Raw genomic sequence first — 18,816 nt, forward strand, 5'->3', positions numbered from 1 at the left:
CTGGAAAAACTCCAAAGTTGAGGAGGGGGAGCAATGCAGTGGCGTAACACATGGAGCCGATGGGGGATTGTCAGCGTTGGCCTGCACTGGCTGATGGCGGCTGCCGTCATCGGGCTTTTCGGGGTCGGCCTTTACATGGTCGATCTCGGATACATGGACCCGTTGCGCAACGTGCTGCCGGACTGGCACCGCAGCGTTGGCCTGCTGCTGGGAGCGGCTCTGGTGCTGCGGCTGCTGTGGCGGTTCGTTTCGCCCCCTCCCGCACCGGTGCCTGAACACACCAGGGTGGAGCATCTCAGCGCCCATGCCGTGCACTGGCTGCTTTATGGGCTGATGCTGGCCATGGTGATCAGCGGCTATCTGATCTCCACCGCTGATGGGCGCGAAGTGGCCGTCTTCGACTGGTTCAGCGTGCCTGCTGTCACAGGCGATGTGCAGGGCATGGAGGATCTGGCCGGTGACTGGCACCGCTGGCTGGGCTGGACCCTGATCATACTCGCGGGCCTGCACGGACTGGCCGCTCTCAAACACCACTTCTGGGATCGTGACGACACGCTGCGACGGATGCTGTGCATGAAGCTGCGTCAGTCACGCTCCCCGGACAGGCAGTAGACAACACACAGAAGGAGAACACCATGAATCACCGTACAAACCTGACCCGCAGTTTCATTGCATCAGCTGTAACTATGGCCGTTTTGGGTACCGGCCAGGCACTGGCGGCGGATCCCAGTGGCACCTATGCCTTTGACCGGGAGGGCCAGCACCAGTTCATCCAGTTCCGCATCAGCCATCTTGGTTTCAGTACCCTCTACGGGCGTTTCAATGATTTTGATGGCAGCTTCGAGTACGACGCGGATAATCCGGAAGAATCCTCGGTTCAGGTGACCGTCGACACCAGCAGTGTGGATTCCAATCATTCGGAGCGGGATAAGCACCTGCGGGAAGAGGACTTCCTGTACGTGAGCGAGTACCCGGAGGCCACCTTCGAGAGCACGTCCGTTGAGATGGAGGGTGAGGATACTGCCACGGTAACCGGTGATCTGACCCTGCGCGGCGTCACCCGTGAGATTGACCTGGAGATGGAGCTGATCAATCACGGCGAGGATCCGTGGGGCAATTACCGGATGGGGTTCGAGGGTACAACGACCCTGACACTGGAGAACTACGGGATCGACTATGATCTGGGGCCGCAGGCGGAAGAAGTGACCCTGATGCTTTCCGTGGAAGGCATACGTCAGTGACGGCGGCGTAGCCGGTCATCAGTGGCGCCTTCATTGTTTGGGCGTCGCTGGTGTCGGGTCCAGAACAGGTTCAGGAACACCAGCACACTCACCCCGAGGCTGGTAAGTCCGTACAGGCGCAGATCCACCAGAGCGCCAGCCCACATGTATTCCACTACAATGATCAGCACGAAGGTGACAAAGCCCACCATGAGTCCCTGGGCCGCAGCCCGGCGCGCAGCGCGTATTCGACTCGATGCCATAAGGGGTATCGGTTCCACCGTGATAACAGGATCGTCGCTGAAGGTGGATTCACGGTAGCCCCCGGCGCTCCCGGCCCACTATTCGGGAAATCCACTACCGCTGGTTTGGAGTCCAGCGCAAGCCTCCCTATAATGGCGCTTTGCCCGAAAGGGGCACCCACCCATGACGGAGCACAGAGGGCCTATGCCGGAATTCGAGACCACCGACGAGGGCTATGAGCGCGTCGCGCTGCGTGATTATACGGAGAAGGCGTACCTGGACTATTCCATGTACGTCATTCTCGACCGCGCGCTGCCGCACATCGGGGACGGCCTGAAGCCCGTCCAGCGTCGGATCGTCTACGCCATGTCCGAGCTGGGTCTCTCTGCGACCGCCAAGTACAAGAAGTCCGCGCGCACCGTGGGCGATGTGCTGGGCAAGTTCCATCCCCATGGCGACTCCGCCTGTTACGAGGCCATGGTGCTGATGGCCCAGCCCTTTTCGTATCGCTACCCGCTGGTGGACGGCCAAGGCAACTGGGGCAGCCAGGACGACCCCAAGTCGTTCGCGGCCATGCGCTACACCGAGGCACGGCTGGCGAAGTTCTCCGAGGTGCTGCTCAGCGAGCTGGGGCAGGGCACGGTGGACTGGCAGCCGAACTTCGACGGGACCCTGAATGAGCCCGCGACCCTGCCGGCCCGGGTGCCGCACGTGCTGCTCAACGGCACCACCGGCATCGCCGTGGGCATGGCCACGGACATCCCGCCGCACAACCTGCGGGAAGTGACCTCTGCCTGCATCCGGCTCCTGGACGACCCCGGGGCGGACGTGGATGCCCTCTGTGACCATATCCAGGGCCCGGATTTTCCGGCGGGTGCTGCCATCGTCTCCTCTCGGGAGGATCTGCGCCAGCTCTACCGTACCGGCCGCGGAACCCTGCGCATGCGGGCCCGCTGGCAGCTGGAGGGGGGCGACATCGTGATCACGGCCATGCCGCACCAGGTCTCCGGCAACCGGATCATGGAGCAGATCGCGCAGCAGATGCAGCAGCGCAAGCTGCCCATGGTGACCGACCTGCGCGACGAGTCCGACCACGAGAATCCGGTGCGGCTGGTGATCTCGCCGCGTTCCAACCGTGTGGACACCGATGGGCTCATGGAGCACCTGTTCGCCAGCACGGATCTGGAAAAGAACTACCGGATGAACCTCAACGTCATCGGTCTGGACGGCCGTCCGATGGTCCGCGACCTCCGTGGGCTGCTCTCCGAGTGGCTGGAATACCGCCATGAGACAGTACGCCGCCGGCTCGAGCACCGCCTGGGCAAGGTGACGGCCCGGCTGCATATCCTCGAGGGGCTGCTGGTGGCCTACCTCAATATTGATGAGGTCATCCAGATCATCCGCGATGAGGACAAGCCCAAGCCGGTACTGATGGACCGCTTCGGGCTCTCGGACGAGCAGGCCGAGGCCATTCTGGAACTCAAACTGCGCAATCTCGCCAAGCTCGAGGAGATGAAGATCCGGGGCGAACAGGACGAGCTGCAGCAGGAGCGCGACAGTCTCCAGGCCACCCTGGGCTCCGAGGACCGCATGCGCGAGCTGATCAAATCCGAACTCGAGGCCGACGCCGAAACCTTCGGCGACGACCGCCGCAGCCCCATCGAGGCCAAGGGCGAGGCCAAGGCCTTCAGCGAGACGGACCTGGTCTCCGGGGATCCGGTTACCGTGGTGCTTTCCGAGAAAGGCTGGATACGGGCGGCCAAGGGGCATGATGTCGACCCCAGCGGGTTCAGCTACAAGGCCGGGGACCGCTTCGCCCTGGCGGCACGCGGGCGCAACAACCAGCAGGCGCTGGTGCTTGACACCACGGGGCGCAGCTATGCCCTCAATACCCATACGCTGCCATCGGCGCGGGGCCAGGGCGAGCCGCTGACCACCCGCATCAATCCGCCCACCGGCGCCGGTTTTGCCGGCCTTATGATGGCCGGTGAGGGGCGGGTTCTGCTCAGCACCACCGCCGGTTACGGGTTTGTGACGCCGCTGTCGTCACTGGTCAGCCGCAACCGTAACGGCAAGGCCGTTCTCAACGTGCCCCAGGGCGCCGGGATACTGCCCCCTCAGCGGGTGCGCGAGGGCGACAGCGTCTGGCTGGCGGCGGTGTCCAGCGAGGGCCGCCTGCTGGTTTTCCCGCTCAGTGAACTGCCGGAACTGGCCAAGGGCAAGGGCAACAAGATGCTCGGAATTCCGCCAGCGCGCGTGAAAAGCGGTGAGGAATCCATGGTGGCGGTCACCACCTTCTCGGAGCGGGACCAGCTGGTGCTGCACGCCGGCAAGCGCCACCTGACGCTGCGCTTCAGTGATCTCGAGCACTACCGGGGCGAGCGGGGCCGGCGTGGCCACAAGCTGCCGCGCGGGCTCCAGCGGGTTGACCGTATGGAAGTGATTGAACACGACAACGCCGGGGAGGCGTCTTCAGCGGATGAGTGAACTGGTACTGATCAATGTCTCCGGGCGCGACAAGCCCGGCCTTACCTCCGAGATCACCGGCATTATGGCGCGCTTTGATGTGCGCATCCTGGACATCGGCCAGGCGGTGATCCACGACCACCTGACCTGGGGCATCCTTGCGGAGATTCCCGAGGAAAACAACGCCCCCCAGGTGTTCAAGGAGCTGCTGTTCCGTATCCATGAGCTGGACCTGCAGGTGCGCTTCGAGCCCATCACCGAGGAGGCCTACGGCGAATGGGTTCAGGGCAAGGGCCGCGGCCGCTATGTGGTCACCCTGATGGCGCGGGACATCACCGCGGACCAGATTGCGCGGGTCTCCAGTATTACCGCACAGCACGGGCTTAATATCGACAACATCGCCCGCCTTTCCGGGCGCACCAGCCTGGAGCGCAGTGACCGTATCGCCTGTGTGGAATTCTCCGTGCGCGGCACGCCCCAGGACCTGGAGGCGCTGCGCTCGGATTTCCTGCATATTGCCACGGATCTCAACGTGGACATCGCCTTCCAGGAGGACTCCATCTACCGCCGCAACCGCCGGCTTGTGGTGTTTGACATGGATTCGACCCTGATCGAGGCAGAGGTGATCGACGAGCTGGCCGCCGAGGCGGGCGTGGGCCACAAGGTGGCTGAGATCACGGAAAGGGCTATGAAAGGGGAGCTGGACTTCAGCCAGAGCTTCCGGGAGCGGGTGGCGCTTCTGGAGGGAATGGAGGAATCCGTGCTCGAGCGCGTGGCGGAACGGCTGAAGCTGACCGAGGGCGCCGAGCGGCTCATCACCACTCTGCGTAACCTGGGCTACCGCACCGCGATCCTCTCCGGCGGCTTCACCTACTTCGCGCGGCATCTGCAGCAGCGGCTCAACATCGACTATGTCTACGCCAATGATCTGGAGATCGAGAATGGTCGTGTAACCGGCGAGGTGGCCGGCCGGATTGTGGACGGTCAGCGCAAGGCCGAACTTCTGGAGCAGATCGCGGATGAGGAACGCATCCGCCTGGAGCAGGTGATTGCCGTGGGCGATGGCGCCAACGACCTGCCCATGCTCAGCAAGGCCGGACTGGGCGTAGCCTTCCGGGCTAAGCCGCTGGTTAAGGAGTCCGCCCGCCATTCCATTTCCACCCTGGGGCTGGACGCGATTCTGTACCTGCTGGGGTACCGGGAATCGGACAGGGCGCCGGACCTGGTGGCCATGAACCGGGACCAGTAGAAGCGCCCTTAGCGCTTCTCAGTCCCCCTCGCCAAAGTCGTAGTCCATATCCGGCGTCGGCGCCTGCAGGTAGTAACCCTGGATGTAGTTGACGCCCGCCTGCCAGATGGTAGCCAGCACCGAGGCACTTTCGACCAGCGGCATGACTGTTAGACGGCCCTGCTGGTGCAGGGTCTGGATCATTTCCTTCACCGTCTGGCGTGATTCCTCGTTTTTCTGGATTTCGTCGGTGTAGGAGCCGTCCAGTTTCACGTAGTCCACGTCCAGATGCTTGAGGGTGTTGAACGGATTCAGCGCGCCCCCGAAGTGGGTGATGGACAGGGAACAGTGCAGTTCACGCAGCGCGCCGCAGAAATCGCGTGCCTGCTTGAGGTAGGTGGTGGCATCGCGCTCCGCGATCTGGAAGATCAGCGAGTCCCCGGGCAGCCTTGCCGCCTTCAGGGCCACGCCCAGCCATGACGGGAAGGTCTGGTCCTGGACGGTTTCCGCGGTTACGTTCAGGAACAGCCGGGTCTCGTGCCCCTTGGAGCGGTGACTGGCCAGCTGTTTGATGGTCTGCAGGACCACCCAGCGGTCGATCTTGGCCGCCGTGTTCACTGGCCCGCCCGGGGGCAGGAAATCGTAGGGCGAGACCTCTTTGCCATGCTCATCCAGCATCCGCACAAAGGCTTCGTAGTGCTCCTCGCCCTCGCCGCGCAGGTTGATGATCGGCTGGAACAGCAGCCGGAACTGGTCGTTGTCCAGTGCCTGCTGGATGGCGTCGGCAGTGCCATCCGCACTGCCCTGGGACTGCAGCTGCGGTTCGTGGACGTTGATGCCGTTACCCGCCTCATGGCCTTCCTGCTGGCGCACCTCGTCGGCGGCGGTGTGGGCACGCCCCACCAGATCCTCCGCCTGCGGGGCGTTCTCGGTGATGGCGGCAATACCGATGCTGACCGTCAGCTGCAGGGTTCGGCCTGAAACGTCGAACAGGTGATCCTCAACGCGTTTGCGCAGCGTCTCGGCAACCTCCTTCATGCTCTCAACCGTGTCCTGGGGGCCGAGGATGCAGAAGGCGTCGTCACTGAGTCGTGCCACTACCTGGTCTTCCCGGGCACAGGCAGCGATCAGCCCGGCCATGTCACCGATCACCAGATCCGCTCCGGAAATGCCGATCTGGGTTTTCTTGTGCACGAACTCATCCAGGGCGATGTAGGCCAGTGCCGCATCCGAGCCGTCTTTCTGCACCCGGGCAATGGTCTGGGACAGCGTATCCATCAGGTGATGCCGGTTATAGAGCCCGGTGAGTACATCCTTGCTGCTGATCTCCCGCAGCTTCTCCGCCAGCTCCGCACTGTCCTGGACGGGGCGGGCCACGATCTGGATGCAGGGCTCACCGTCATAGGTGGCGGCGGAGAGTTCGGCCGTGACCTCGATGGTTTCGCCGTCCGGGCGCTCAATGGTGACGGTGAGCGGTTCCTGCGGTTCCTCCCCTTCGCGGAACTGCTTCATGGCCTCCTTGAAGTGCTGTTGGCTGCCGCTGTCAAGGGTGTCCAGAACCGGCAGGGCCAGAAGGTCGTCCGGGTCCTCATAGCCCAGCAGTTCCAGGTAGGACTGGTTGGCGTAGACGTGCAGGCCGTCATTGATATAGGCAATGGCGTCCTTGGAGCTTTCCAGCAGCAGGTGGCAACGCTGCTCCGCATCCCGCAGGTGTCCGGAGAGAGAGCGCCGCTGCCGCCGTTCACCGAGGTTGGCCAGCTCCCGGTCGATGACCTGGCGCAGCAGGGTGCTGTTGTCGAAGGGGACGGCGTCCTGGGCGCCGCGTTCCATAACGGCGCTGCGGCGTTCGCCGTCCTCGCCGGCGGCCATCAGGATGGCGGGCAGATCCTTATCCTGGCGCCGGATCTGGTCGAGGGCGTCCTCTGGCGAGGGTTCCTGCTCCGCATCCCTGATAAGCATCAGGTCCCAGGTTCCGCTGCCAAGAGCGTCCTGCAGATCTTCCGGCGACGTGACCCGGTGCGCCCGTGTTGCGCGCCCCGCGTTGCGCAACAGGCTGACAACCTGCTCCGCATCATTCTGGGAGGGGTCAAGGAGAAGCAGGTGGATGGTTTCAGTCTTCTGGGGCATGATGCCGCGCGAACTCCCTGAATTGATTGCAGGCCACAGTTTTACAGCGATTGCCAGAGTGAAGCAAAGTCATCGTCGTCACTGGTGCCGGATCGGTCTTTGCCTGATGGGCCACGGAATCGCAGCTCAAACTGACTGATGCTGCTGGTGGCGGATACACGCCGGCTGAGCTGGGCTGTTTCCTGCTCGCCGTCACGCAGCAGCGTGATGCGGTGCCCGGTCTGGAAGGGCATGCGTGGCGTCAGCAGGGTTGCCGGCTGGCCGATGGCACTCAGTTCCGGCAGCAGCAGTCCCCGCAGGAACTCACTGCCACTGCCGCTCTTGTTGTCGAGGCGCAGCGCGCAGGGCATCGCGCCAGGGCCCAGCAGTTCAATACCGAGCTGGGCACTGCGCTGACCGCCCTGGCGGATCCACCGGATCAGGGCGACGCTCCAGGGGTGATCGACATTTTCGCGCACGCCCAGGATCTCGCCAGTCTGAAGGCTGGACGGCATCTCCGCATCCCAGTTGATGCAGTAGCCGCCAGGGCTGGTGTTCTCCAGGCTGACTTCGTAAAGCGGGTAGGCATGCTCGCTGTCACCGGCCATATCGCCGCCCGAGCCCCGGAAATTGATTGGCGCATCCGGAGAGGTCATGGATTCATGGTGTCCGGCGTCGAAGGCGCTGGCCCAGGGATCATTGCGCCGCTGCGCCGCGCCCAGGAAGACGTTCTGCGACGGCTCTGTGTCCTGGCTGTCCACGAAGCGGTTGAAGGCCACCTGGCCGGCGGAAAAATAGTGTACGGAGGTCATGCCAACCGCGACCTGCAGGCTGCCGGAGCTCTCGATACGCCTGTAGGAGCGCTGGGTCAGGACCCCCAGAGCCTGGCCCAGGTGCATGAGCAGTGCATCACTGACCTTCACGGGCAGTTCAGGGGCATCCGCCGGTGGGGCGGCGTTCCGGTTGTTCGCCAGTGCGGCCAGGCCCTCCGCGAGTTCGGTGCTGTCGAAGCCGATGTGCTGCGTGGTCAGCGGTGTCCGGAGCAGGTTGCGGTAAGTCGGGGGAGCATCCTGGCCGAGATTGATCACAAAGAGCGCGTCATTCATGCCGCGCTGGAGGATCCGGGTATGGGCGGTCCAGCACTCGAACAGGCTGTAAACTTCCGCCAGCTCCTTCTGGCGAAGCTGATTCGGTCGGCAGCAGCCAAGCAGCAGCAGCCGTTTGTAGGCATCCTCAACAGTAGTCCTGCGGTGGTGCTGGTTGACGGGATCCTCGATGGCAATGCCTGTGATCTGGCGCGCGAGCGCCCAGCTGAAGATCTGGTGGGCTTCGTACCAGGTGCCACCGGGGCTGGGCGCGTACAGTTGGCTGGCCCGCAGAAGCGTGCTGCCGAGGCTGGAGATCGCCCGATGGCAGGCCTGGGCATTGGCCATCTTCTGTTTGTCCGGATTGGGCGTATCGGCGAGCTGGCTCACGACGATCTTGTAGCCCGTGGCCAGGTGGCGCTGCAGGGCCTGAGCAAGGTTGGCGACTTTGCGCTGCTTTTCCGTCAGAGCGATGGATCGCCCCAGAAAATGCTGGGACAGCTGGTCACAGATGAAGTTCAGCTGCGGGCGAAGCTGACCCAGCAGCTTCATTCTCAGGGCCGGGCTGATGTCGAGCTGGTTGAGCTCAATGGCGGCATGGTAGAGCTGGCGTGCGGACTCACCCACATTGGCGATCGGCAGCCCGTCGACCCATTCCCTGAAGGCGCGTGGGGACGCCTCACAGAAGGATAGACTGCTGAGCTTCTGTTCCGGAAGCGCGAGATCCGGCTTTCCTGCTTTGCCCGCCATTGATCATTACCGCTGGTTTCTGGGTGTCCGCTTACAATACAAGTCCAGGGTCGGGAGAATAGCAAGCGCAACAGGCTTTTGCCGTTGATTTCACAACGACTTTAAAGATTCAGGGGCTGTTTGGCAGGTTGGCCGGGGACTTCCCGCACCAGCTTCGGTACCAGAAAGCCGGGGAGCCGTTCCAGCAGGGTCCGGGTCAGTGCCCGGGCCCTTTCATCACCGGGGTCATAGTGTGCAGCGCCCGCGATGGGGTCAAACGCGTGCAGATAATAGGGGAGAACACCGCACTCGAACAGGCGCTCGCTGAGCTGCTCCAGGGTATCGGCGTCATCGTTGATCCGGCGCAGCAGAACCGCCTGGTTCAGTAGCGTGGCCCCGGCGCCGGCCAGTGCCCTCAGCGCAGCATGGACGTCGTCGTCGATTTCCGCCGGGTGGTTGATGTGCACCACGATCACCTTCTGCAGTGGTGATCCACCAAGCCAGTCCAGCAGGTCGGTATTCACCCGCTGGGGGATGACCACGGGAAGCCGGGTGTGGATGCGCAGGCGGCGCACATGGTCGATACTGGCCACCGCCGCAGCGAGCCGGGCCAGGAGCCGGTCCGGGCTGGCGAGCGGGTCGCCGCCGCTGAAGATCACCTCGTTGATCGCCGGGTCGGCATCGATCCGGTCCAGGGCAGCCTGCCAGTCGGAGCCGCCCAGCTGGTGTTCCTCATAGGGGAAGTGGCGCCGGAAACAGTAGCGGCAGTTGATGGCGCAGGCACCGGTGACCATGAGCAGGGCCCTGGAGGCGTACTTGTGTACAAGCCCTGAGGTGGCGCTGGCACTGTCGCCACTGACTTCCTCCAGTGGGTCACTCACATAGCCGGGCTGGTCCTCGCCTTCCTCGGGCAGGGGCAGGATCTGGCGCAGCAGCGGGTCGTCCGGATTGCCGGGCTCGATCCGCCGCAGCCAGGGTTCCGGCGCCCGGACCGGGAACTGGCGGTGACCGGGTGCCATGCCAGCTAGCATGGATTCCGGTAGCGCCAGGCGCTGGCACAGGGCTTCAGGCGTGGTAACGGCCTGCCCCAGCTCTTTCTGCCACCGGGGGCGGTCGCTGGCGATGGTTGTGGTTTCGACAGGCGCGTGACCGGACTGTATCATTGGCATCCCAAGTTTACTGGCAATTCGAGCGAGGCATCGATGGCGACCTATTCTACCAACGAATTCCGCGGCGGGCTGAAAGTCATGCTCGACGGCGACCCCTGCGTGATTGTTGAAAATGAGTTCGTCAAACCCGGAAAGGGCCAGGCGTTCAGCCGCGTGAAGCTGCGCAACCTGATGACGAACCGGGTCTGGGAACGCACCTTCAAGTCCGGGGAGACCCTGGAGGCGGCGGATGTGCTTGAGTTCGACATGGAGTACGTCTACAGCGACGGCGAGTTCTGGCACTTCATGAAGACTGACGGTTCCTTTGAGCAGTTCGCTGCGGACGAGCGCGCCGTGGGTGATGCCGCCAAGTGGCTCAAGGAACAGGACGTCTACACCGTCACACTGTACAACGGTGCCCCGCTGAACGTCACACCGCCGGCCTTCGTGGACCTGGAAGTGGTGGACACGGATCCGGGCGTTAAGGGGGATACCGCCCAGGGCGGCTCCAAGCCGGCGACCCTGTCCACCGGTGCCGTGGTGAACGTGCCGCTGTTCATGGAAATCGGCGAAGTCATCCGCGTGGATACCCGCAAGAACGAGTACGTCTCCCGCGTCCGCAACGGATGAGCTGGGAGCCGGGCGCCACCCCCGCGATGCTGCGCGCCCGGGCCCACCTGCTCCGGGCGTTGCGGGATTTCTTCGACACACGCGGGGTGCTTGAGGTCCAGACGCCGGTTCTGGGCCGCCATACCGTTACCGAACCCGCCATTGAGAGCCTGCCGGTGACTGTTGATGGTCTGGAAGCCTGGCTTCAGACCTCCCCGGAATACTTTATGAAACGCCTGCTGGCCGCTGGATCCGGCTCCATCTACCAGATCGGGCCGGTCTTTCGCGCAGGTGAGCAGGGCCGGCGCCACAATCCGGAGTTCACGCTGCTGGAGTGGTACCGGGTCGGTTTCGACCTGGAGGCCCTCGTTGTGGAGGTCGGTGATCTGGTGCAGGAGGTGCTGGAGAGTCCGCGTCCCCATGTCGCGGAATACCGGGAGCTGATGCAGGCGCATGCCGGTGTGGATCCATGGCGGGACGAGCCCGCCCGGCTGGCGGAACGGGCTTCAGCGGTCAGCGGCATTCCCCGGGAGCAGCTGAACCGGGGGGAGGCTCTGGATCTGCTGATGAGCGGCTGTGTGGAGCCGGCCCTGGCAGAGCAGGGCCCTGTGATCGTTCAGCATTATCCTTCCGACCAGTGTGCACTGGCAGCGGTTACCGAGGTCGGCGGTGTCCCGGTAGCACGCCGGTTCGAGCTCTATCTGGACGGGATCGAGATCGGCAACGCCTACGAGGAGCTTCTGGATGCCACGGAGCAGCGTCGGCGGTTCGAGGCGGATAATGCGCGCCGCCGCGAGGCGGGTCAGCCCATCCCAGAGCCGGACGTCAGGTTTCTGGAGGCGCTGGAGGCAGGTCTGCCTCCGTGCAGCGGTATGGCCATGGGGGTGGACCGCCTGCTCATGCATCGGACTGGAGCTGGTTCCCTGGATGAGGTGATGGCCTTTTCCCGGGAACGCCTCTGAGGCCGGGGGTCAGCTGGCGCGGAACAACGACTCGCCCATTCGAACGCTCTGCTCTGGGGTCAGTTCACCCGTCGGCTCAAAGGCGCCCCTGGGCAGCATCAGTATGACCGTGCTGCCCAGATAGAACCGGCCCATCTCGGCGCCGCGTGCCAGGTGAGGTCCATCGTGTGCGGCATGGCGGATGCTTCGCGCCCCGGGCGCAACCCGGCCTCCCCAGACCGTTTCGATGCCTGCCACGATCATGGCACCAACCATCACCACCGCCATGGGCCCGTATTCGGTACGGAACCAGGCGACCAGCCGCTCGTTGCGCGCAAAGAGCCTCGGCACATTACGGGTGGTGGCCGGGTTCACCGAGAACAGACGACCTGGGATGGTGGTGGTTGCCTCAAGGGTGCCGGTCACAGGCATATGCACCCGGTGATAGTCCTTCGGAGACAGGTAGATGGTGGCAAACCGGCCCTGCTCGAAGGCAGCCAGTTCGGGTTCGGGCCGGGCGGTCAGCTCCGCCGCGGAAAAGCTCTGGCCCTTGGCCTGGAACAGGCGCCCACGGCTGATGGTGCCGCTCTGGCTGATGGCCCCGTCTGCCGGGCAGACCAGCGTGCGCTCGTCGCCTTCGATGGGGCGGGCGTCATCGCGCAGAGGCCGGGTGAAAAAGTCATTGAAGCTGGCGTAGGCCTCCGGATCCGGGTCCGCTGCCTCGCTCATGTCCACACCATAGCGGCGGATGAAGCCATTGATCAGGCGCCGGCGCAGGGCGGGATGCCGGGAGTCCGCCACGCGTCCGGCCAGGCGTGACAGGCCGTGCTGGGGGGCCAGGTGCTGGGCGGCGATGAAGCCGCTGTCGAGCAGGGAATGCATCATTCGACGGGGGTCTCCGTGCGGTTGCCCCATTCCGCCCAGGAGCCGGCGTAGGCGCGCACGTCGTGGTATCCCAGGGCACGGGCGGCGACGTAGGTGAGCCCGGAGCGGTGATGGCTCTGGCAGTGGGTGATGACGGGTTTCGAGGGTTCAATACCGAGCGAGGTCAGGGTTTCCCGGAGCCGGTCTTCCGGCAGCAGGCGGTAGTTGCGCTCCGGGTCCATGATCTCGGTCCATTCCAGGTTGGCCGCGCCGGGTATGTGACCGGAGCGGGCCGCGGACTGGCGCTCGCCACGGTATTCCGCAGGGGCGCGTGCATCCCAGATGGCGGTGTTGCCGGCTCTGACGGCCTCGAGCACTTCTTCGAGATCCGCTGTTGTCGAGGGGTCCAGGGTGAGGGCCGGACGCGAGGATTCGGTGGCCTCTGACACCTCGGTGCTGGTTGGGTAGCCTTCGCGGATCCAGGCGATGCGCCCGCCGTTGAGAAGGCTCCAGTTGCGGTGACCCACGGACTCCAGCAGCCAGATGAAGCGCCCGGCCCAGCCGCCACCCTCATCATCGTAGGCGACCACGTGGTGCTCCGGTTTGAGACCGATCCGCCCAAGCAGCTGTTCGAGCTCCGCCTTTTCCGGCAAAAGACCCGGTACGGGTGAGGCAGCGCCCCGGGTCTCGCGGGGGTGAACGTGGATGGCACCCGGGATATGGGCTTCCGTGTAATGCTCCGGGCCGGAAAGATCCACCAGCAGCAGGTTCTCATCATGGAGGTGCTGATGCAGGGTATCCGGCTCAAGAATCATGGGAAGGGATGGCATTGGGGCCTCGGTATCGTCCGTATTCGGCCGAAGGATACCAGAGGCCCCGGGTGCGGACGAGACTATTCGATCTCGACCAGTACCTCACCGGGGGTGACCCGGTCGCCCTTGCTGATGTGCACGGCCGTCACCGACCCGGCCACCGGGGCCTTGACCTCGGTTTCCATCTTCATGGCCTCGATGATCAGCACGGGATCGCCGGCGGCGACGCTGTCGCCCTCCCTGACCACCACATCCACGATGTTGCCGGGCATGCTGGTGGTCACGTGGCCCTCCCTGGTGGCTCGGGCCCGCTGACCACCGCCCGGGGCGGACTCACCGACGGCTTCCAGTTCGATCTCTTCGGGGACACCATCGACGGTCATGTAGAACCGACGCCGGTCATCGCCACCGGGGCTTACCCCGGTCACCTGGATGTCGTAGGTCTCGCCATGGACCTGGATGCGGAACTCGGTGGGGACGTGGCCGGAGGCGTTCTCCGAGGGTGCCGGCTCCAGGACTTCCGGCTGGAGAGTGCCGTCGCGGCGCTGTTCCAGGAAGGTCCGTGCCTGATCCGGGAACATGGCGTAGGTGAGCACGTCCTCCTCGGATTCGGCGACGTCGGAGACCTCATCCTTCAGTTTGTGGAACTCGTTGGCCAGCAGGTTGGCCGGGCGTTCCTCGACCGGCTCCTCCTTGCCCACGGCACGCTGCTGCAGATTCTGGTCCACGTCGCCCGGCGCCTTGCCGTACCAGCCCTGGAGGTACTTTTTCACCTCGTTGGTGATGGTGCCGTAACGGCTGTCCGAGAGGACGTTGATCACCGCCTGGGTCCCCACAATCTGGGAGGTCGGTGTGACCAGAGGGGGATAGCCCAGCTCCTCCCGGACCTTCGGGATCTCGCGGAACACGTCCTGGATGCGGTCCAGCGCGCCCTGTTCCTTCAGCTGGTTGGCAAGGTTGGACATCATGCCCCCCGGGACCTGGGAGAGCAGGACAGTGGTGTCCACGCCGTTGTACTCGCTTTCGAACTGGTGGTACTTCTTCCGGACTTCCCGGAAGTGGCGGGCGATGCTGTCCAGCTTCTCCAGGTCCAGCCCGGTTTCGTACCCGGCGTCATGGAGTGCGGCCACTACGGACTCGGTGGGCGGATGGCTGGTGCCGCCGGCGAATGAGGAAGTGGCGGTATCCAGGTGGTCCACGCCCGCCTCCACGGCGGCCCACTGGCACATGCTGGCCATGCCCGAGGTGTAGTGGGAGTGCAGGAAGACCGGCACGTCGAAGCGCTGCTTCAGGCCGCTGACCAGCTCGGAGGTGGCGGCGGGCGTGAGCAGCCCGGCCATGTCCTTGATGGCGATGCTGTCCACCCCGAGGTCCACCATCGTCTTCGCCTGCTCCAGGAAGGCTTCAGTGCCGTGAACCGGGCTGACCGTGTAGCAGAGGGTGCCCTGGGCGTGTTTGCCGGTTTTCTTCACCGCGCGGATGCTGGTTTCCAGGTTGCGGACGTCGTTGAGCGCGTCAAAGATGCGGAAGACGTCGATGCCGTTGTCCGCCGCCTTCTGCACGAATGCCTCGACCACGTCGTCCGCGTAATGGCGGTAGCCCAGCAGGTTCTGCCCGCGCAGCAGCATCTGCAGCCGGGTATTGGGCAGCGCCTTTTTCAGCTGGCGCAGCCGCTCCCAGGGGTCTTCCTTGAGGAAGCGGACACAGGCGTCAAAGGTGGCGCCGCCCCAGCATTCCAGGGACCAGTAGCCGGCCTGGTCCAGCCACTCGCAGGCAGGGAGCATGTCCTCGGTCCGCAGGCGCGTGGCGATCAGGGACTGGTGGGCGTCGCGCAGGATGACGTCGGTGATGTGGATCTTGCGTTGGCTCATGATGTTTCTCCTGATTCGGGGCTCACAGGCCAGCCTGGGCGGCAATGGCCGCGGCGATGGCGGTGGCGACGGATTCGGGCCTGGACTTGGTGCTGTATTCGAGCAGTTCCGGATGGTTCTCGACGAAGCTGGTGTTGAACCCGCCCGCGCGGAACTCCAGGTTCTGGAGGATCTGCTGGTAGTAGGGGATGGTGGTGGTGACCCCGTAGATGCCCATGTCGTTCAGGGCACGCCGGCTGCGTTCCAGCAACTCCTCCCAGCTGAGGGCCCAGACAATGAGCTTGGCGCACATGGAGTCGTAGTGCGGCGGAATCTCATACCCCGTGTACATGGCCGCGTCCGTCCGCACCCCAGGGCCGCCGGCGGAGTAGTAGCGGCTGATGCGCCCGAAGCTCGGCAGGAAGCCGTTCTGCGGGTCCTCGGCGTTGATCCGGAACTGGGCGGCGAAGCCCCGGTAGCTGATGTCGGACTGGCTGTACGGCAGGGGCTCGCCCGCGGCGATGCGGATCTGGGTCTTCACGATGTCCACGCCGGTGATTTCCTCGGTGATGGTGTGCTCCACCTGCACCCGGGTGTTCATCTCCATGAAGTAGAACTCACCACTGTCGTCCAGCAGGAATTCCACGGTACCGGCGTTCTCGTAGCCACAGCCCTTCGCCACCCGTACGGCCAGATCGCCAAGGTACTCGCGCTGCTGCTCGGTCAGCTGTGGCGATGGTGCGAGCTCGATCAGCTTCTGGTTGCGCCGCTGCACGGAGCAGTCACGCTCGTAGAGGTGGATGGCGTTGCCCTGGCGGTCGACCAGGACCTGGACCTCGATGTGGCGCGGGTTGACGATGCACTTCTCGAGGAAGACCTCGGCACTGCCAAAGGCCTTGGTGGCCTCGGAAATGACCCGCTCATAGTTCTGGCGCAGTTCCTTCTCGCTGTCACAGCGGCGGATACCACGGCCACCCCCGCCGGAGGTGGCCTTGAGCATGACCGGGTAGCCGATGCGCCCGGCCTGGGCAACCGCGTCTTCCACGTCCTCCAGGTTGCCCTCGGAGCCCGGTGTTACCGGAACGCCGGCGCGGATGGCCGTGTTACGCGCCTCGGTCTTATCACCCATGCCGTGGATGACTTCCGAGGCCGGGCCGATGAACTGGACCCCACGATCCCGGCAGACGGCAGCAAGGGTCTCGTTCTCGGACAGGAATCCGTAGCCGGGGTGCAGGGCATCGCACCCTGTCTCCACGGCCATGTTCACCACCTGATGGGGATTGAGGTACCCGGAGAGCGGATCCTGACTGATGCAGTGGGCCTCATCGGCCTTTTTGACATGCAGCGAATAGCGGTCCGCTTCCGAGTAGATGGCGACCGCCGTGATGCCCAGCTCCTGGCAGGCGCGGGCAATACGGACGGCGATCTCGCCCCGGTTGGCGATCAGTACCTTTCTGATGGGCATTGATGATCTCCTCAGTCGAACTGGCCGTTGACAGCCTGGACGATCTCCGCGAACGAGGTTGCACGGGCCCGGCTGTCCAGCGACACCCTCAGGCGCCGCGTGAGATGACTGGCCGTGATGACGCCCCTGAGGGCAACGCTGTCGCCCTCAGGGGTATCCTCAATGACCAGCATATGCTCTTCGTGGACATCGTTGAAGGTATACACCAGGTCGCCGACCCGTGCCGCCTCCAGATCCTCGATGGTGATGGCGGGCAGGCGTCCGATGGGACGCATGATGTCGTGGATGGGCACTTCCTCCGGAGGGAGTGCCATTTCGTGGGCGCGGGACATGGCCTTGCGCCCGAGAACATCCTTGAGGGTAAGAAGCCCGATGCAGTCTTCCGCCGGGTTGAGGACCAGCTTGAGGGCGGAGTCGGCCATCCGCATACGGATTTTGGCCTCCCCGGCCTCAAGGTGGCCGTCGATCACCGGAGGACGCTGCTCGCGGAAATCAATGAGCAGTGACCTGGCGGGGGCATCGGTGCTGAGGTCCGCGTGCATCTGGGGGTGTGCAATATGCTGCGCCTCCAGCGCACGGACCGTGGGTATGGGTTGGTAGGTGCTCATGGCACACTCCTGAATCGTGATGGGACAGAATCGCCTTGTGGGCGTCGTGTCGGAACGTTCAGGCGTGGCTGGGCGGGCCCTGGGCAAGCTTCGGAAAACGGGTGAGGTGATGGCGGGCCTCGAGTACCCTCTGGGGCGTGCCGGGCAGGGCTGTCTGCTCAGTGGCAGACAGGCTGGAGGCAGGCAGCGGGTCTGTGACGTCTCCCTGTTCAGGGGTGTCGTTGCCGTCGGAGCCACTGTTGGTTGTTTCGCTGTATTCCGCAATGCTGAGCCCGAACGAGTCCAGCGCGGCAGATGGACCATGCGTGATCGCCCCCGCGCTGGTCAGGCACAGCGCCAGCAGGGTGATCAGTGTCAGTTGGACGGTGCTCGGGCGCATTGAAGGATGATTCCGGAACATGACGTTTATCAATAATACCCTACCATGCTCCGCTGCTCAGGCGCGAAACTGCTGCTGTCAGCCGCCACGCAGTTTGCGGGGGGCGCTGGTCTGGTCCAGAATTAGCGGCGGGTCGTATCCCCACCCGAGACCAGTCCAGCAGGAGTTACGCTAACCCATGCTCATCATCATCGGCGCGGTAGTGGTCACGTTCAGCGTGCTGGTCGGGTATGTGCTGCATGGGGGCAATCTGCCCGTACTGTGGCAGCCCACCGAGCTCCTGGTCATATTCGGCGCTGCTTTCGGCGCCTTTCTGATGGGCAACAGCTTCCACACCGTCAAGGCGACCTTTGCCGCCTGGCCGAGGCTCATCATGGGCACGCCTTTCAACAAGGCGTTCAACATGGATCTCCTGAGCCTGATGTATGACGTGTTCGACAAGTCCCGGAAGCAGGGCATCATGGCCATCGAGGCGGATGTGGATGACCCTGAGGAGAGCCAGATCTTCACCCGGTATCCTGCCATCATGAAGATGGAGGAACTGCTCCATTTCATTACCGATTACCTGAGAATCATGAGCACCGGCAACATGGCGGCCCATGAACTGGAAGGGCTGATGGACCAGGAGATCGAAAAGCGTGAGGAAGAGCTCAAGGAACCCGCGCACGCGGTCGGCTCCGTCGCGGATGCCCTGCCGGGGCTCGGCATCGTGGCCGCGATCCTTGGAATCATCATCACCATGGGCTATCTGGGAGGAGAGACCTCGCAGATTGGCAGCCTTATTGGCGCGGCGCTTGCTGGTACCCTGACCGGTATCTGGGCGGCGTACGGTTACGTGGGGCCAATCAGCAAGACCATGGAGCGCCAGGTCGACGAGGAGATGAAGTGCTACGAGTGCGTGAAGAACTCACTGCTCGCCACTGTCTCCGGCCAGGCACCACAGATGGCCATCGAATTCGGGCGCAAGGTCCTGCCAACCGAATCGCGGCCCAGCTTCCAGGAGCTGGATGATCATGTCCGTTCGCGCTGATACCGGCGCAGGTGATCGGGGTCGGAGGTAAGC

The 18,816-nt window shown here is 64.1% G+C and carries 17 protein-coding genes; 7 read left to right on the forward strand and 10 right to left on the reverse strand.

Annotated elements, in window-relative coordinates:
- Window positions 1-33 precede the first annotated feature (33 nt).
- Both F3089_RS12105 and F3089_RS12110 read left to right on the forward strand, forming a co-directional pair.
- Window positions 34-612, forward strand: coding sequence for a cytochrome b (locus F3089_RS12105; RefSeq protein WP_151441057.1), 579 nt, complete (start codon window positions 34-36; stop codon window positions 610-612).
- Between the two features lie 23 nt (window positions 613-635).
- Window positions 636-1,241: a YceI family protein gene (locus tag F3089_RS12110; protein ID WP_225741749.1), complete on the forward strand. Its 606-nt coding sequence runs from the start codon at window positions 636-638 to the stop codon at window positions 1,239-1,241.
- On the opposite strand, the gene F3089_RS12115 is transcribed toward F3089_RS12110, so the two are convergent.
- Window positions 1,235-1,483: a hypothetical protein gene (locus tag F3089_RS12115; RefSeq protein WP_151441058.1), complete on the reverse strand. Its 249-nt coding sequence runs from the start codon at window positions 1,481-1,483 to the stop codon at window positions 1,235-1,237. The genes F3089_RS12110 and F3089_RS12115 overlap by 7 nt on opposite strands.
- Window positions 1,484-1,667: 184 nt before the next feature.
- Between F3089_RS12115 and parC the strand changes: the two genes are divergently transcribed.
- Together parC and serB are read left to right on the forward strand one after the other, a co-directional pair.
- Window positions 1,668-3,950, forward strand: coding sequence for a DNA topoisomerase IV subunit A (parC, locus tag F3089_RS12120; RefSeq protein ID WP_151441161.1), 2,283 nt, complete (start codon window positions 1,668-1,670; stop codon window positions 3,948-3,950).
- Window positions 3,943-5,178, forward strand: a complete 1,236-nt coding sequence (gene serB / locus F3089_RS12125) for a phosphoserine phosphatase SerB (protein WP_151441059.1) — start codon at window positions 3,943-3,945, stop codon at window positions 5,176-5,178. The genes parC and serB overlap by 8 nt, the downstream gene beginning before the upstream one ends.
- Window positions 5,179-5,196: 18 nt before the next feature.
- On the opposite strand, the gene F3089_RS12130 is transcribed toward serB, so the two are convergent.
- From F3089_RS12130 to epmB, 3 genes are all read right to left on the reverse strand, one after another.
- Window positions 5,197-7,284 (reverse strand): EAL domain-containing response regulator, encoded by a 2,088-nt coding sequence (locus F3089_RS12130; RefSeq protein WP_151441060.1) that lies wholly within the window; start codon window positions 7,282-7,284, stop codon window positions 5,197-5,199.
- Between the two features lie 41 nt (window positions 7,285-7,325).
- A complete protein-coding gene (locus tag F3089_RS12135; RefSeq protein WP_151441061.1) occupies window positions 7,326-9,098 on the reverse strand; it encodes a cyclic-di-GMP receptor FimW-related protein in 1,773 nt (590 codons plus the stop codon).
- 101 nt (window positions 9,099-9,199) lie between these two features.
- The gene (gene epmB / locus F3089_RS12140; RefSeq protein ID WP_192497369.1) at window positions 9,200-10,240 is read right to left on the reverse strand and encodes an EF-P beta-lysylation protein EpmB; all 1,041 of its coding nucleotides are present in this window, start codon (window positions 10,238-10,240) and stop codon (window positions 9,200-9,202) included.
- A gap of 39 nt (window positions 10,241-10,279) precedes the next feature.
- Here epmB and efp point away from each other — a divergent pair, with 39 nt between their 5' ends.
- Both efp and epmA read left to right on the forward strand, forming a co-directional pair.
- Entirely contained in the window at window positions 10,280-10,855 is a 576-nt protein-coding gene (gene efp / locus F3089_RS12145; protein ID WP_151441063.1) for an elongation factor P, read from the forward strand.
- Window positions 10,852-11,796 carry an EF-P lysine aminoacylase EpmA gene (epmA, locus tag F3089_RS12150; protein WP_151441064.1) on the forward strand — a complete coding sequence of 315 codons (945 nt, stop codon included), beginning with the start codon at window positions 10,852-10,854 and terminating at the stop codon, window positions 11,794-11,796. Before efp ends, epmA begins: the two co-directional genes overlap by 4 nt.
- 9 nt (window positions 11,797-11,805) lie before the next feature.
- On the opposite strand, the gene asd is transcribed toward epmA, so the two are convergent.
- From asd to F3089_RS12180, 6 genes are all read right to left on the reverse strand, one after another.
- Complete coding sequence (asd, locus tag F3089_RS12155) at window positions 11,806-12,660, reverse strand: archaetidylserine decarboxylase (protein ID WP_225741750.1); 855 nt, start codon at window positions 12,658-12,660, stop codon at window positions 11,806-11,808.
- Window positions 12,657-13,469, reverse strand: coding sequence for a sulfurtransferase (locus F3089_RS12160; protein WP_151441065.1), 813 nt, complete (start codon window positions 13,467-13,469; stop codon window positions 12,657-12,659). Before F3089_RS12160 ends, asd begins: the two co-directional genes overlap by 4 nt.
- A gap of 62 nt (window positions 13,470-13,531) precedes the next feature.
- The gene (oadA, locus tag F3089_RS12165; RefSeq protein ID WP_151441066.1) at window positions 13,532-15,322 is read right to left on the reverse strand and encodes a sodium-extruding oxaloacetate decarboxylase subunit alpha; all 1,791 of its coding nucleotides are present in this window, start codon (window positions 15,320-15,322) and stop codon (window positions 13,532-13,534) included.
- Window positions 15,323-15,344: 22 nt separating this feature from the next.
- Entirely contained in the window at window positions 15,345-16,766 is a 1,422-nt protein-coding gene (locus F3089_RS12170; protein ID WP_151441067.1) for an acetyl-CoA carboxylase biotin carboxylase subunit, read from the reverse strand.
- A gap of 11 nt (window positions 16,767-16,777) precedes the next feature.
- Window positions 16,778-17,374: a CBS domain-containing protein gene (locus tag F3089_RS12175; RefSeq protein ID WP_151441068.1), complete on the reverse strand. Its 597-nt coding sequence runs from the start codon at window positions 17,372-17,374 to the stop codon at window positions 16,778-16,780.
- A 58-nt stretch (window positions 17,375-17,432) separates the two neighbouring features.
- Window positions 17,433-17,753: a hypothetical protein gene (locus F3089_RS12180; protein ID WP_151441069.1), complete on the reverse strand. Its 321-nt coding sequence runs from the start codon at window positions 17,751-17,753 to the stop codon at window positions 17,433-17,435.
- 178 nt (window positions 17,754-17,931) lie between these two features.
- Between F3089_RS12180 and motA the strand changes: the two genes are divergently transcribed.
- On the forward strand, window positions 17,932-18,783 hold the full coding sequence (gene motA / locus F3089_RS12185; RefSeq protein ID WP_151441070.1) for a flagellar motor stator protein MotA: 852 nt from the start codon (window positions 17,932-17,934) through the stop codon (window positions 18,781-18,783).
- Window positions 18,784-18,816: the final 33 nt, after the last annotated feature.

The sequence above is a fragment of the Halospina sp. K52047b genome, assembly GCF_008709855.1.
GTDB classification, from domain to species: Bacteria; Pseudomonadota; Gammaproteobacteria; order Pseudomonadales; family Oleiphilaceae; genus Halospina; species Halospina utahensis_B.

Excerpts from the sequence above, each read along its gene's own strand:
- F3089_RS12110 (WP_225741749.1), top strand. The coding sequence starts at position 636 with ATGAATCACCGTACAAACCTGACCCGCAGTTTCATTGCATCAGCTGTA.
- F3089_RS12180 (WP_151441069.1), bottom strand. The coding sequence starts at position 17,753 with ATGCGCCCGAGCACCGTCCAACTGACACTGATCACCCTGCTGGCGCTG.
- parC (WP_151441161.1), top strand. The coding sequence starts at position 1,668 with ATGCCGGAATTCGAGACCACCGACGAGGGCTATGAGCGCGTCGCGCTG.
- F3089_RS12115 (WP_151441058.1), bottom strand. The coding sequence starts at position 1,483 with ATGGCATCGAGTCGAATACGCGCTGCGCGCCGGGCTGCGGCCCAGGGA.
- F3089_RS12130 (WP_151441060.1), bottom strand. The coding sequence starts at position 7,284 with ATGCCCCAGAAGACTGAAACCATCCACCTGCTTCTCCTTGACCCCTCC.
- oadA (WP_151441066.1), bottom strand. The coding sequence starts at position 15,322 with ATGAGCCAACGCAAGATCCACATCACCGACGTCATCCTGCGCGACGCC.
- F3089_RS12170 (WP_151441067.1), bottom strand. The coding sequence starts at position 16,766 with ATGCCCATCAGAAAGGTACTGATCGCCAACCGGGGCGAGATCGCCGTC.
- F3089_RS12175 (WP_151441068.1), bottom strand. The coding sequence starts at position 17,374 with ATGAGCACCTACCAACCCATACCCACGGTCCGTGCGCTGGAGGCGCAG.
- F3089_RS12135 (WP_151441061.1), bottom strand. The coding sequence starts at position 9,098 with ATGGCGGGCAAAGCAGGAAAGCCGGATCTCGCGCTTCCGGAACAGAAG.
- epmB (WP_192497369.1), bottom strand. The coding sequence starts at position 10,240 with ATGATACAGTCCGGTCACGCGCCTGTCGAAACCACAACCATCGCCAGC.
- motA (WP_151441070.1), top strand. The coding sequence starts at position 17,932 with ATGCTCATCATCATCGGCGCGGTAGTGGTCACGTTCAGCGTGCTGGTC.
- F3089_RS12160 (WP_151441065.1), bottom strand. The coding sequence starts at position 13,469 with ATGCCATCCCTTCCCATGATTCTTGAGCCGGATACCCTGCATCAGCAC.
- efp (WP_151441063.1), top strand. The coding sequence starts at position 10,280 with ATGGCGACCTATTCTACCAACGAATTCCGCGGCGGGCTGAAAGTCATG.
- serB (WP_151441059.1), top strand. The coding sequence starts at position 3,943 with ATGAGTGAACTGGTACTGATCAATGTCTCCGGGCGCGACAAGCCCGGC.
- F3089_RS12105 (WP_151441057.1), top strand. The coding sequence starts at position 34 with ATGCAGTGGCGTAACACATGGAGCCGATGGGGGATTGTCAGCGTTGGC.
- epmA (WP_151441064.1), top strand. The coding sequence starts at position 10,852 with ATGAGCTGGGAGCCGGGCGCCACCCCCGCGATGCTGCGCGCCCGGGCC.
- asd (WP_225741750.1), bottom strand. The coding sequence starts at position 12,660 with ATGATGCATTCCCTGCTCGACAGCGGCTTCATCGCCGCCCAGCACCTG.